Below are 12681 nucleotides of genomic sequence, written 5' to 3'. Positions count from 1 at the left end.
GCGCATGATCCGTCGCCTGCACGACACCAACGACCTGGTGCGCGCCTTCCCGCGCGTGCACTTCGTCGGCATCGGCGGCACCGGCATGAGCGGCATCGCCGAAGTGATGCTGACGCTGGGTTATGAAGTGTCCGGTTCGGACAATGCCGACAATGCGGCCACCCGCCGCCTGGCCGGCCTGGGCGCACGCATCATGCGTGGCCATTCGGCGGCCAATGTGCTGGGCACCGACTGCGTGGTGGTGTCCAGCGCGATCCGCGAAGACAACCCGGAGCTGATGGAGGCGCGCAGCCAGCGCATTCCGATCATGCCGCGTGCGGCGATGCTGGCCGAGCTGATGCGCTTCCGGCGTGGCATCGCCGTGGCCGGCACCCATGGCAAGACCACCACCACCAGCCTGACGGCAGCGGTGCTGAGCGAGGGCGGCCTGGACCCGACCTTCGTGATCGGTGGCCAGCTGCTGGCCGCCGGCGCCAATGCCAAGCTGGGCGGTGGGCAGTGGCTGGTGGCAGAGGCCGATGAGAGCGATGGCAGCTTCCTGCGCCTGAATCCGCTGATGTCGATCATCACCAACATCGATGCGGACCACCTGGAGAACTACGGCAACGACTTCGCCCGGGTGCAGGCCGCATTCGCCGAATTCCTGCAGCGCCTTCCGTTCTACGGGCTGGCGGTGCTGTGCATCGACGATCCGGAAGTGGCTGCACTGGCCGCCAGGACGCCGCGCCACGTCATGAGCTACGGCATGAGCCCGCAGGCCGACGTGCGCGCCGAGAACGTGGTGCAGGAGGGCTCGCGCATGCGCTTCACCCTGCGCCTGCCGCAGGGCACCAGCCAGGAAGTGGTGCTGGCACTGCCGGGCCGACACAACGTGCTCAACGCGCTGGCCGCCGCTGCGGTCGGTTGGCAGCTGGGCGTGGCACCGGATGCAATTGCCCGTGCGCTGGAGGCCTTCGCCGGCGTCGGCCGTCGCTTCAACGACCTGGGCGAAGTCACCACCGCCAGCGGTGCCAGGGTGCGGATCATCGATGATTACGGTCATCACCCGAGCGAACTGGAGGCGGTGTTCGCCGCTGCCCGCGGCGGCTGGGCCGACAAGCGCCTGGTGGTCGCGTTCCAGCCCCACCGCTACAGCCGCACCCGCGACCAGTTCGACAAGTTCGCTGCAGTGCTGTCCAGCGTCGACGCGCTGGTGCTGAGCGAGGTCTACCCGGCCGGCGAGGAGCCGATCGCAGGTGCCGATTCGCATGCGCTGGCACGCGCCATCCGCGCCCGCGGCCGCAGCGAGCCGGTGGTGGTGGGCAAGGCCGCCGAGCTGGCGAGCGTGCTGCCGGACGTGCTGCAGGATGGTGACCTGCTGCTGATGATGGGGGCCGGCGATATCGGCGCCGTCGCCACCCACATCGCAGTGGAAGGCTTCAAGGCGGAGGGCGAGGCGTGAGCACGCTGACCTTCCCGCCGCTGCGCAGTACCGACCCGGCCGTGTTCGGCCGCGTCGCCGTGCTGCTCGGCGGCACCTCCAGCGAGCGCGAGGTGTCGCTGGACTCCGGCCGCAACGTGCTGGAGGCGCTGCAGTCGCGCGGCGTCAATGCGTTCGCCGTGGACGGCATTCCGGCCCTGGCCCGGGCATTGGCCGGCGGCGGCATCGATCGCGTGTTCAACATCCTGCACGGCCACAACGGTGGCGGAGAGGATGGCATCGTGCAGGGCCTGATGGACGCCTTCGGCGTGCCGTACACCGGCTCGGACGTGCTGGGTTCGGCATTGAGCATGGACAAGATCCGCACCAAGCAGGTGTGGCTCTCGGTCGGTTTACCCACCCCGCAGTACCGGAAGGTCACTGCCGAGACCGTCCACGCACAGGCGCGCGAGCTGGGCCTGCCGGTGGTGGTCAAGCCGGCCAACGAAGGCTCGAGCGTGGGCATCAGCCGTGTGACCGACGAAGCAGGCCTGGACGAGGCGGTGGCGTTGGCCGCGCGCTACGACGGCCAGCTGCTGATGGAGCAGATGGTGGTCGGCGACGAGCTGACCGTCGCCATCCTTGGCGACGTCGCACTGCCGTCGATCCGCATCGTGCCCAAGGGCCAGTGGTACGACTACAACGCCAAGTACATCGCAGAAGATACCCAGTACCTGTGCCCGGGCCTGGACGGCGAGGCCGAGGACGAGATCCGTCGCATCGCGCTGGCCGCGTTCCGCGCCGCCGGCTGCCGTGGCTGGGGGCGCGTGGACGTGATGCGTGACCGGGCCAGTGGCCGCTTCTTCCTGCTGGAAGTGAACACCGCGCCGGGCATGACCAGCCACTCGCTGGTGCCCAAGGCGGCCCGCCAGGCCGGCATCGGCTTCGAGGAGCTGGTGTGGCGCGTGCTTGAACAGACCCTGGAGGCTGGCCACGCATGAACGCGGTGCTGCGCATCTTCGTCTGGCTTCTGGCGCTGTCGGTGGTGGCACTGCCGGTGGTGGCCGTGGTCAATGGCTGGGTCGGCGCCGAGCGCTGGCCGCTGGCGAAGCTGCGCGTGCACGGTGAGTTCAAGCGCGTGCCGGCCGAGCAGCTGCAGCAGGTGCTGTTGCCGTATGCGCGTGCCGGGTTCTTCGCGGTCAAGCTGCAGGATGCGCAGGACGCACTGGAGAAGCTGCCGTGGGTGGAAAGCGCGCAGGTGCGCAAGCAGTGGCCTGACGTGCTGGAAGTGACCCTGGTCGAGCACAAGCCTTTCGCCCGCTGGGGCGAGGGTCGCCTGCTGTCCGAGCAGGGCAAGCTGTTCCCCACGCCGAAGAAGCTGGCCGACCTGCAGCTGCCCGAGCTGGATGGCCCCGACAGCCAGACCGAGGAAGTGGTCAAGCTGTACAACGATTCACGCGCGCTGTTCGCGCCTGCCGGCGTCGACGTGCGCCGCCTGACCATGGATGCGCGCGGCAGCTGGTCGCTGGTGCTGAGCAACGGCACCGAAGTGGTGGTAGGACGCGATGACGCCCGTTCGCGCCTGCAGCGCTTCGTGCGCGTGCTGCCACAACTGGCCAACCAGGCTGCGCCGATCGAGCGCGCCGATCTCCGTTACACCAATGGTTTCACGCTGAGCTGGGGCACCCCGGCCGCGCCGGCTGACGCGCCGGCGACCCCGGCAAGAAGGACGCAGGAAAGGACATGAATCGCAAGGGTGACAAATCGCTGATCGTCGGCCTGGATATCGGCACCTCCAAGGTGGTGGCGCTGGTGGGCGAGTATTCGCCGGGCAATCCGATCGAAGTGATCGGCATCGGATCGCACGAGTCGCGCGGCCTCAAGCGCGGCGTGGTGGTGGACATCGAATCGACCGTGCAGTCGATCCAGCGTGCGGTCGAAGAGGCCGAGCTGATGGCCGGCTGCGAGATCCGTTCGGTCTACGCCTCGATCTCCGGCAACCACGTGCAGTGCAAGAACTCGCCGGGAATCGTGCCGATCCGCGATGGCGAGGTGACCTGGGGCGACCTGGACCGCGTGCTCGACGCTGCCAAGGCGGTGGCGATTCCGGCCGACCAGAAGATCCTGCATGCGATCCCGCGCGAGTACGTGCTGGATGATTCGCAGGAAGGTATCCGCAACCCGGTGGGCATGACCGGTGTGCGCCTGGAAGTGCATGCACACCTGGTGGTGTGCGCGCAGTCCGCCGCCGCCAACATCAGCAAGTGCGTGCAGCGCTGCGGCCTGCAGGTGGATGATCTGGTGCTTTCCTCGCTGGCCTCCAGCGTGGCGGTGCTGACCGCCGACGAACGCGAGCTGGGCGTGGTGCTGGTCGACATGGGCGCAGGCACCACCGACATCGCGGTGTTCGTGCAGGGCGCGATCTGCCACACCGCATCGCTGCCGATTGCCGGCGACCACGTCACCAACGACATCGCGCACATGCTGCGCACGCCGACCCCGGAAGCCGAGCAGATCAAGGTGCGCTACGCCTGCGCCCTGGCCCAGCTGGCCACTGCCGAGGAGAGCATCCAGGTGCCGTCGGTGGGTGATCGCCCGCCGCGGCGCATGCCGCGCCATTCGCTGGCGCAGGCAGTGCAGGGCCGCTACGAGGAAATCTTCGAGATGGTGCAGGCCGAACTGCGTCGCTCCGGCTTCGAAGAGCTGGTGCGCGCGGGCATGGTGCTCACCGGCGGTGCATCGAAGATGGAAGGCGTGGTCGAGCTGGCTGAAGAGATGCTGCAGATGCCGGTGCGCGTGGGCATTCCGCAGCACGTCACCGGCCTGGGCGAAGTGGTCGGCAACCCGGTGCACGCCACCGGCGTGGGCCTGCTGCTGATGGGCAGCCAGATCGAGCATCCGCGCCGGCCATCGCTGCCGACCGGGCGCGCCGGCAGCATGTTCAAGAAACTCAAGACCTGGTTCCGCGGCGAGTTCTGACGCGGAACCCGTAACGCCGGGCATCGCCCGGATGCAACACCCGCAACACAACGCAACACCGGCAACACACAACCCACACAGCCGCAACGGCGGCATGCAGCAGGACGGCAGGACGCCCGAATGCCCATGCCATCGAAAGCGGATACAACGAGGACACGGACATGGCGCATTTTGAACTGATCGAAAAGATGGCACCCAATGCGGTGATCAAGGTGGTTGGCGTGGGCGGCGGCGGCGGCAATGCCGTGGCGCACATGGTCAACTCGGCGGTGGACGGCGTGGAGTTCATCACCGCCAACACCGACTCGCAGGCCATCAAGAATTGCGGTGCGAAGCTGCAGCTGCAGCTGGGCACCAACGTGACCAAGGGCCTGGGCGCAGGCGCGAACCCGGAAGTGGGCCGCCAGGCCGCCCTGGAAGACCGTGAGCGCATCATGGACGCCCTGCAGGGCGCCGACATGGTGTTCATCACCGCCGGCATGGGCGGCGGCACCGGCACCGGTGCGGCGCCGGTGGTGGCGCAGCTGGCCAAGGAAATGGGCATCCTGACCGTGGCCGTGGTCACCAAGCCGTTCCCGTTCGAAGGCCGTCGCCGCATGCAGGTTGCGCTGAAGGGCATCGAGGAACTGAGCCAGCACTGCGACTCGCTGATCACGATTCCGAACGAGAAGCTGATCACCGTGCTGGGCCGCAACGCCACCATGATCCAGGCGTTCCGTGCCGCCAATGACGTGCTGCAGGGCGCCGTGCAGGGCATTGCTGACCTGATCGTGCGTCCGGGCCTGATCAACGTCGACTTCGCCGACGTGCGCACCGTCATGTCCGAAATGGGCCTGGCGATGATGGGTACCGGCACCGCCCGTGGCGATGACCGTGCCCAGGCTGCCGCCGAAGCGGCGATCCAGAACCCGCTGCTGGACGATGTGAACCTGGCCGGTGCCAACGGCATCCTGGTCAACATCACCGCCGGCGCCGACTTCACCATGGCCGAGTTCGACGAGATCGGCCGCACCATCGATGGCTTCGCGTCCGAAGATGCCACCGTGGTGGTCGGTACCGTGCTGGATCCGGACATGCAGGACGAAGTGCGCGTGACGGTGGTCGCTACCGGCCTGAACCGCGTGTCGGCCAGCAAGAGCCAGCGTCCGGGCGAGCGTGCGCCGATCAAGCTGGTGCGCAATGCCACCACCGGCCAGCCGGAGTTCGGCGAGTTCGACACGGGTGGCGATGCGGTCTCCAAGGCCGTGGGCGGCATGGGCCTGGGCCTGCGTCGTGCCAGCAGCGATACCGCGGCAGCCTCCACCGCGTCGGCCCCGGCCTCTTCGGCCCCGGCGGCGGCGGAACTGCCGAACGATTACCTGGACATCCCGGCGTTCCTGCGCCGCCAGGCGGACTGAGCGGAGCTGCCCGGGGCTTGTCCTCCCCGGGTCGCGCCACCATGTCCTGAAGTGCGGGCGCCGGGCCAGGATAGGCCCGGCGGCCCTTCACGCGTGTCCCACCCGCGCGCCGGTGTGTCCTGCCGCCGTTTCAGCCGGGGTAGGGGAGTGCGCGTGTTAATCTAAGGTGTCACTTCCGGTCTGCCCCCATGATCCAGCAACGCACCCTCAAGAACACGATCCGCGCCACCGGCGTTGGCCTGCACAGCGGTGACAAGGTCTACATGACCCTGCGCCCGGCACCGGTCAACCACGGCATCGTGTTCCGCCGCGTGGATCTGGATCCGGTGGTGGAAGTGCCGGCCAAGGCGGAGCTGGTCACCGAAGTGACACTGTGCACCGGCCTGACCTGCAACGACGCCAAGGTCCAGACCGTTGAACACCTGATGTCGGCTCTGGCCGGCCTGGGTGTGGACAACATCATCGTCGAGCTGTCCTCGGCCGAGCTGCCGATCATGGACGGTTCGGCCGGCCCGTTCGTGTTCCTGCTGCAGTCGGCAGGCATCGTGGAACAGGATGCGCCCAAGCGCTTCATCCGCGTGCTCAAGACCGTGGAAGTGACCGAGGGTGACAAGGTGGCCCGCTTCACGCCCTACGAGGGGTACAAGCTGGGCTTCACCATCCAGTTCGACCACCCGATGATCCCGGCCAAGCAGTCACGCCAGGAAATCGAATTCTCCACGCTGGCGTACACCAAGGAAATCTCCCGCGCGCGCACCTTCGGCTTCATGCGCGACCTGGAGTACATGCGTGAACGCAATCTGGGCCTGGGCGGGTCGATGGACAACGCCATCGTGCTTGACGAGTTCCGCGTGCTCAACGAAGACGGGCTGCGCTACGCCGACGAATTCGTGCGCCACAAGATTCTTGATGCGATCGGCGACCTCTACCTCGCCGGTGGCCAGGTGCTGGGCGCCTACGAGGGCTTCAAGTCCGGTCACGCGCTCAACAACAAGCTGGTGCGCGCGCTGATGGCCGATGCCAGCGCGTGGGAGTGGGTCAGCTATGACTCGCCGGCGGTACCGGATCCGGTCGAGTACGCCACCCCGGCCTACGCCTGATCCACATAACGTTTTGAATTGAAAGGAAAAAACGCCGCCTCTCAGGGCGGCGTCCGCATTTCTGGAGGCTGCGATGGATACGACGCAGCAGGTGACGCGACTGTCGGTCTGTCGTCACGGTTTCGTGAACCTGTTGGATCGGAAGCCTGAATTTAACGTTGTTTTAACAACAATCTAACGACAGGTCCACCGGGGACCGCTAGGATGCGACCCGGCCCCCGAAATGTTTCACGCTGCGGTGACACGCGCGACGGGGAGCGGAGCAGGAGGCTCCGTTGTCCTCAGGACCGCTTCTTCGGCTTCGAAGGAACATCCTGCAGGGCTGCCAAGGCGTCGCGTAGCCCTTTGTGCGTGGCGGCTGAAACTGCGTGGGGGCCATTCCGGTTGTCGATCGCTGGGGAGCGTGAGGGAGTGGTGGACGCAGTCTTGATGGTCACCCTGGTGGCCTTCAGCCCGATGGACCGGGCCGCGTCGAGAAGCTGGGCCTCGGCAAGCCGGAACTTGGCATGCCAGACCGGGGACTCGACGAGAAAAACGAGGTGTTCCCCGTCCACATTGGCCAGCCGGCAACGGCTGCGCAGAGGTGGCGGCAACTGGGGGCGCAACTGACGGTCCAGCGCGTCGAGCCACAAGGCACGCCGCAGCGGGTTCCCGCTTTTGTCCGCCATTACCGCATCCAGTGCCGGTTTCGGCACGGAAGCGGGGCGAACGCTGGATTTCGGCTCAGACATGAAAACTCACTGATGGCATTCAAAAAGATCGTAATCAAAACGCGTGAAGGTCAGGCCAAATCGGCGCTCACGCGTTTGCGGTTCTATTTCGAGGACCGCCCCCGTGCCCTGCTGGGCAGCGTGCTCGGGGTAGGCTGCATTATCGGCTTTGCAGGCGGAATCGGCGCCAACGCGTTCAACGATTCGCGGCTGCAGGCCAAGGTCGACCGCCAGGAGGCTGAACTGGCCAAGGTCCAGCGCGATGCGCAGACCCAGGTCAACGCGCTGGCGGCCCGCCTCGGCGAGCTGCAGGCGCAGGCCACCCGCCTCAACGCCCTGGGCGAACGGCTGACCCAGATGGGCAAGCTGGAAGATGGCGAGTTCGACTTCAACGAAACTCCCGGCCTGGGTGACGGCGATGCCGGCGGCCCGACCTCGGACATCCCGGTCAAGGATGTCAACGCCGACTTACAGGTGCTGGAGCAGCGTTTCGCTGCTTCAGGCCGCCAGCTGTCGGTGATGGAATCGCTGATGTTCGATCACCAGCTGCAGCAGAACGCCGTGCCTTCGCGCATGCCGATCCGCAACAGCTATGTCACGTCCGGCTTCGGCACCCGTGCCGACCCCTTCGGCCGCGGTGCCGCCACCCACAAGGGCATGGACTTCCACGCCCGGGTCGGCGATCCGGTCATGGCCGTGGCCGATGGCGTGGTCAGCTTCTCCGGCGTCAAGGGCGGCTACGGCAACGTCGTCGATGTCGACCATGGCAACGGCTACGTCACCCGCTACGCGCACAATTCGCGCCTGGTCGTGAAGGTCGGCGATCTGGTCCGTGCCGGCCAGGAAGTGGCCAAGGCCGGTTCCACCGGTCGCTCCACCGGCGCCCACGTGCACTTCGAGGTGTGGGAAAACGGCAACGTGGTCAACCCGCGCAAGTTCCTCGGCGACGGCGGCAACACGCCGGTCGGCCGTATCAGCCGCGGCTGATTCCAGCGCCGGGCATGGCCCGGCGCCACCCTCCTTGGGGTCAGATCCTTTCGCCACGGCGAAAGGGATCCGACCCCTTTGCTCAACCCCGGTTTGCCGGATCCGGGCCGATCACGCCGCACGGGACGCTTGAAACCCCTCCCGGCCGTCCCAAGCTACAATGGGTGTTGCCATCGACAGGGCGCCAAGCGCCCTGTTTCGTTTGCGGCGGACGGATTCCCCAGGGAAGGCCGGGCGTCGTGTCCATCCAACCCGGTTCCTTCAATGATCAACAGCCTGCTTACCCGCGTATTTGGCAGTCGTAACGAACGACAGCTGCGCCAGCTCAACCGCATCGTCGCCAAGATCAATGCGCTGGAGCCGGAGATCGAGAAGCTTTCCGACGAGCAGCTGCAGGCCAAGACGCCGGAGTTCAAGCAGCGCATCGCCGGCGGTGAGGCCCTGGACAAGGTCCTGCCGGAAGCATTCGCGGTCTGCCGCGAAGCCGGTCGCCGCGTGCTCGGCATGCGCCACTACGACGTGCAGCTGATCGGCGGCATGGTCCTGCACCTGGGCAAGATCGCCGAAATGCGTACCGGTGAAGGCAAGACCCTGGTGGCCACGCTGCCGGTGTACCTCAACGCGCTGGAAGGCAAGGGCGTGCACGTGGTCACCGTGAACGACTACCTGGCCCGCCGCGATGCCGCGCAGATGGGCAAGCTGTACAACTGGCTGGGCCTGAGCGTGGGCGTGGTGTATCCGGGCATGCCGCACAGCGACAAGCGCGAAGCCTATTCCGCCGACATCACCTACGGCACCAACAACGAATTCGGTTTCGACTACCTGCGCGACAACATGGCGCTGTCCAAGGCCGATCGCTATCAGCGCGGCCTGCACTACGCCATCGTCGACGAAGTCGACTCCATCCTGATCGACGAAGCACGCACCCCGCTGATCATCTCCGGCCCGGCCGACGATTCCCCGGAGCTGTACATCCGCGTCAACCGCATCGTGCCGAACCTGGTCAAGCAGGAAGTGGAAGACGGCGAGGGCGACTTCTGGGTCGACGAGAAGGGCAAGCAGGTGCACCTGTCCGAAGCGGGCATGGAGCACGCCGAACAGCTGCTGGTCGAGGCCGGCATCCTCAACGGCGACACCGAAGGCCTTTACGCGGCGCAGAACCTGACCGTGGTCCACCACCTCAACGCCGCCCTGCGCGCGCACGCCATCTACCAGCGTGACGTGGACTACATCGTGCGCGATGGTGAAGTGGTGATCGTGGACGAGTTCACCGGCCGTACCCTGGCCGGTCGCCGCTGGTCCGACGGCCTGCACCAGGCGGTGGAGGCGAAGGAAGGCGTGCCGGTGCAGCGTGAGAACCAGACGCTGGCCAGCATTACCTTCCAGAACCTGTTCCGCATGTACAAGAAGCTGTCCGGCATGACCGGTACGGCCGATACCGAAGCATTCGAGTTCCAGAGCATCTACGGCCTGGAAGTGGTGGTGATCCCGACCAACCGCCCGACCATCCGCAAGGACAGCCCGGACCAGGTGTTCCTCAACCGCAAGGGCAAGTTCAACGCGGTGCTGGCCGACATCGAGGAATGCGCCAAGCGCGGCCAGCCGGTGCTGGTCGGTACCACCTCGATCGAAACCTCGGAAATGCTGTCCGAGCACCTGCGCAAGGCGGGCGTGAAGCACGAAGTGCTCAACGCCAAGCAGCATGACCGCGAAGCGACCATCGTCGCCAATGCCGGTCGTCCCGGCGCGGTGACCATCGCCACCAACATGGCCGGCCGTGGTACCGACATCGTGCTCGGTGGTTCGCTGGAAGCAGAGCTGCATGCGCTGGGCGAAGATGCCACCGATGAACAGAAGGCGGCGATCAAGGCCGACTGGCAGCAGCGCCACGAAGCAGTGAAGGCGGCAGGCGGCCTGCACATCGTCGGCACCGAGCGCCATGAATCGCGTCGTATCGACAACCAGCTGCGTGGCCGTTCGGGCCGCCAGGGCGACCCGGGTTCGTCCCGCTTCTACCTGTCGCTGGAAGACAACCTGATGCGCATCTTCGCCTCCGACTGGGTGCAGAAGGCCATGCGCATGATGGGCATGAAGGAAGACGACGTCATCGAAGACCGCCTGGTCAGCCGCCAGATCGAGAAGGCGCAGCGCAAGGTCGAGGCCCACAACTTCGACATCCGCAAGAACCTGCTGGACTTCGACGACGTCAACAACGACCAGCGCAAGGTCATCTACGCCCAGCGCGATGAACTGCTGGACGCCGAATCGGTGAAGGAGAACGTCGATGGCATCCGCGACGACGTCGTCTTCGACATCGTTGCGCGCTTCGTGCCGCCGAACTCGGTAGACGAGCAGTGGGACCTGCGTGGCCTGGAAGCGACCCTGGAGTCGGAGTTCGGCCTGCAGATGTCGCTGACCGACCTGGTCAAGTCGCACGAGGAACTGGACGCCGAAACCATCGCCGCCAAGGTGCAGGAGCGCGTCAACCAGCACTTCGCCGAGAAGGAAGCCAGCGTCGGCGACGAGACCATGCGCGCGCTGGAAAAGCATGTGATGCTGACCGTGCTGGACCAGAGCTGGAAGGAGCACCTGGCACGCATGGACTACCTGCGCCAGGGCATCTACCTGCGGGGTTACGCGCAGAAGCAGCCGAAGCAGGAGTACAAGAAGGAAGCCTTCGAGCTGTTCTCGGACATGCTGGAGAACGTCAAGCGCGAAGTGGTGACCCTGCTCGCCCGCGTGCGCATCCGCAGCGACGAGGAAGTGCAGGCACTGGAAGCGGCCGAGCGCCAGCAGGTCGAGGCACGCCTGCGCCAGTCGCAGTTCCAGCACCAGGACGCCGGCGGCTACAGCGCCGACGAGGAAGCGGCGCAGGTGCAGGCCGCGCAGCAGGGCGTGGCCCAGGTGCAGCGCGAAGAAGCCAAGATCGGCCGCAACGATCCGTGCCCGTGCGGCAGTGGCAAGAAGTACAAGCACTGCCACGGCCAGCTGAGCTGACCGGCCAGAGAGCCCCGCGAAAGCGGGGCTCTCCCGTTCTGGGGCAGGAAAGTACGCGATCCGCGATTGCGCCGGTCCCCCTGTTGTAGGCATGCTCCCTGCATGCCTTCCCCCACCCGATCGATCCATGTCGTGGCGGCCGTCATCACCGACGCCCGTGGCCGCGTGCTGCTCAACCGTCGTACCGAGAACCGTGACATGGCCGGCCTGTGGGAGTTCCCCGGCGGCAAGCGCGAAGCGGGCGAAACCTCCGCGCAGGCCCTGGTGCGTGAACTGCGCGAGGAACTGGGCATCGAAGCCGAGGTCGGCGACTGGATCATGGACGTGCCGCAGCGGTACCCGGACAAGCACCTGACGCTGGAAGTGCGGCACGTCCGCAGTTGGAAGGGCACGCCGCGCGGTCGCGAAGGCCAAGCCATCACCTGGGTCGCGCAGGACAAGCTCGGACGCTACTCGATGCCGCCGGCCGACCTGCCGGTGGTGGCGGCACTGCGCGAGCCCGACTGCTATCTGGTCACCCCTGCACCGGGTGAGGACGAGGCCGGTCAACGGCAGTGGCAGGAACGGCTGCAGCGCGCGGTCAGTGGCGGCCAGCAGCGCATCCAGCTGCGCCTGCCGCTGCAGCATCCTCGCCGTCAGGCCCTGATCGAGCAGGCGCTGCGTGCGCACCGGCGCGGGGTGCAGTGGCTGCTGAACCGCGATATCGAACTGGCGCGCTCGCTGGGTGTCGGCGTGCATCTGGGCAGCGAACAGCTGTTGTCCCTGCAGGCGCGACCGTTGCCGGATGGGCAGCTGGTGGGAGCCTCCTGCCACGATCTTGAGCAGCTGCAGGCCGCACAACGGCTGGGATGCGACTTCGCCGTGCTTGGGCCGGTGCAGGCGACCGCCAGCCATCCCGAGGCAACGCCGCTGGGCTGGGATGCGTTTGCCGCCCTGCGTGCACAGGTATCGCTGCCCATCTACGCGCTGGGTGGGATGGCACGCGGCCAGGTCGCTGAGGCGCGCCGCCATGGTGGGCAGGGCATCGCCGCCATCCGCAGCCTGTGGCCGGAGTAGAGCACGCTCGCGGGGTCAGATCCCCGCGCAGCCGGGCTCTGACCCCATTGCCGGGA

10 protein-coding genes are annotated in these 12681 nt (G+C 66.7%); 9 read left to right on the top strand and 1 reads right to left on the bottom strand.

The features are described from left to right. Nucleotides 1-4 precede the first annotated feature (4 nt). From murC to lpxC, 6 genes are all read left to right on the top strand, one after another. Nucleotides 5-1441: a UDP-N-acetylmuramate--L-alanine ligase gene (gene murC / locus ACX9OW_RS17630; RefSeq protein WP_053516454.1), complete on the top strand. Its 1437-nt coding sequence runs from the start codon at nt 5-7 to the stop codon at nt 1439-1441. Further along, on the top strand, nt 1438-2400 hold the full coding sequence (locus ACX9OW_RS17625) for a D-alanine--D-alanine ligase (RefSeq protein ID WP_053516452.1): 963 nt from the start codon (nt 1438-1440) through the stop codon (nt 2398-2400). Before murC ends, ACX9OW_RS17625 begins: the two co-directional genes overlap by 4 nt. Continuing rightward, on the top strand, nt 2397-3146 hold the full coding sequence (locus tag ACX9OW_RS17620) for a cell division protein FtsQ/DivIB (RefSeq protein WP_053516451.1): 750 nt from the start codon (nt 2397-2399) through the stop codon (nt 3144-3146). Before ACX9OW_RS17625 ends, ACX9OW_RS17620 begins: the two co-directional genes overlap by 4 nt. Next, nucleotides 3143-4378, top strand: a complete 1236-nt coding sequence (gene ftsA, locus ACX9OW_RS17615; RefSeq protein ID WP_005408083.1) for a cell division protein FtsA — start codon at nt 3143-3145, stop codon at nt 4376-4378. The genes ACX9OW_RS17620 and ftsA overlap by 4 nt, the downstream gene beginning before the upstream one ends. A 161-nt stretch (nt 4379-4539) precedes the next feature. Then, on the top strand, nt 4540-5775 hold the full coding sequence (gene ftsZ, locus ACX9OW_RS17610; protein ID WP_053516450.1) for a cell division protein FtsZ: 1236 nt from the start codon (nt 4540-4542) through the stop codon (nt 5773-5775). A 188-nt stretch (nt 5776-5963) separates the two neighbouring features. After that, nucleotides 5964-6875 carry a UDP-3-O-acyl-N-acetylglucosamine deacetylase gene (gene lpxC, locus ACX9OW_RS17605; RefSeq protein ID WP_053516449.1) on the top strand — a complete coding sequence of 304 codons (912 nt, stop codon included), beginning with the start codon at nt 5964-5966 and terminating at the stop codon, nt 6873-6875. Nucleotides 6876-7156: 281 nt separating this feature from the next. Here lpxC and ACX9OW_RS17600 read toward each other — a convergent pair whose 3' ends face one another. After that, nucleotides 7157-7606 carry a DciA family protein gene (locus tag ACX9OW_RS17600; RefSeq protein ID WP_053516447.1) on the bottom strand — a complete coding sequence of 150 codons (450 nt, stop codon included), beginning with the start codon at nt 7604-7606 and terminating at the stop codon, nt 7157-7159. Nucleotides 7607-7618: 12 nt separating this feature from the next. Between ACX9OW_RS17600 and ACX9OW_RS17595 the strand changes: the two genes are divergently transcribed. From ACX9OW_RS17595 to ACX9OW_RS17585, 3 genes are all read left to right on the top strand, one after another. Further along, the gene (locus ACX9OW_RS17595) at nt 7619-8572 is read left to right on the top strand and encodes a M23 family metallopeptidase (protein WP_053516446.1); all 954 of its coding nucleotides are present in this window, start codon (nt 7619-7621) and stop codon (nt 8570-8572) included. A gap of 264 nt (nt 8573-8836) precedes the next feature. Next, nucleotides 8837-11569 carry a preprotein translocase subunit SecA gene (gene secA, locus ACX9OW_RS17590; RefSeq protein ID WP_053516445.1) on the top strand — a complete coding sequence of 911 codons (2733 nt, stop codon included), beginning with the start codon at nt 8837-8839 and terminating at the stop codon, nt 11567-11569. A gap of 102 nt (nt 11570-11671) precedes the next feature. After that, the gene (locus ACX9OW_RS17585) at nt 11672-12625 is read left to right on the top strand and encodes a Nudix family hydrolase (protein WP_053516444.1); all 954 of its coding nucleotides are present in this window, start codon (nt 11672-11674) and stop codon (nt 12623-12625) included. Nucleotides 12626-12681 lie beyond the last annotated feature (56 nt).

The organism is Stenotrophomonas genospecies 5 (genome assembly GCF_054473825.1).
The sequence above is the reverse complement of the archived record's forward strand: the minus strand, read 5'-3'. Positions and strand labels throughout refer to the sequence as shown.

What these genes read in the sequence shown, in the direction of transcription:
- secA (WP_053516445.1), top strand. Translation starts at nt 8,837, where the DNA reads ATGATCAACAGCCTGCTTACCCGCGTATTTGGCAGTCGTAACGAACGA.
- ftsA (WP_005408083.1), top strand. Translation starts at nt 3,143, where the DNA reads ATGAATCGCAAGGGTGACAAATCGCTGATCGTCGGCCTGGATATCGGC.
- ACX9OW_RS17620 (WP_053516451.1), top strand. Translation starts at nt 2,397, where the DNA reads ATGAACGCGGTGCTGCGCATCTTCGTCTGGCTTCTGGCGCTGTCGGTG.
- murC (WP_053516454.1), top strand. Translation starts at nt 5, where the DNA reads ATGATCCGTCGCCTGCACGACACCAACGACCTGGTGCGCGCCTTCCCG.
- ACX9OW_RS17595 (WP_053516446.1), top strand. Translation starts at nt 7,619, where the DNA reads ATGGCATTCAAAAAGATCGTAATCAAAACGCGTGAAGGTCAGGCCAAA.
- ftsZ (WP_053516450.1), top strand. Translation starts at nt 4,540, where the DNA reads ATGGCGCATTTTGAACTGATCGAAAAGATGGCACCCAATGCGGTGATC.
- ACX9OW_RS17585 (WP_053516444.1), top strand. Translation starts at nt 11,672, where the DNA reads ATGCCTTCCCCCACCCGATCGATCCATGTCGTGGCGGCCGTCATCACC.
- ACX9OW_RS17600 (WP_053516447.1), bottom strand. Translation starts at nt 7,606, where the DNA reads ATGTCTGAGCCGAAATCCAGCGTTCGCCCCGCTTCCGTGCCGAAACCG.
- lpxC (WP_053516449.1), top strand. Translation starts at nt 5,964, where the DNA reads ATGATCCAGCAACGCACCCTCAAGAACACGATCCGCGCCACCGGCGTT.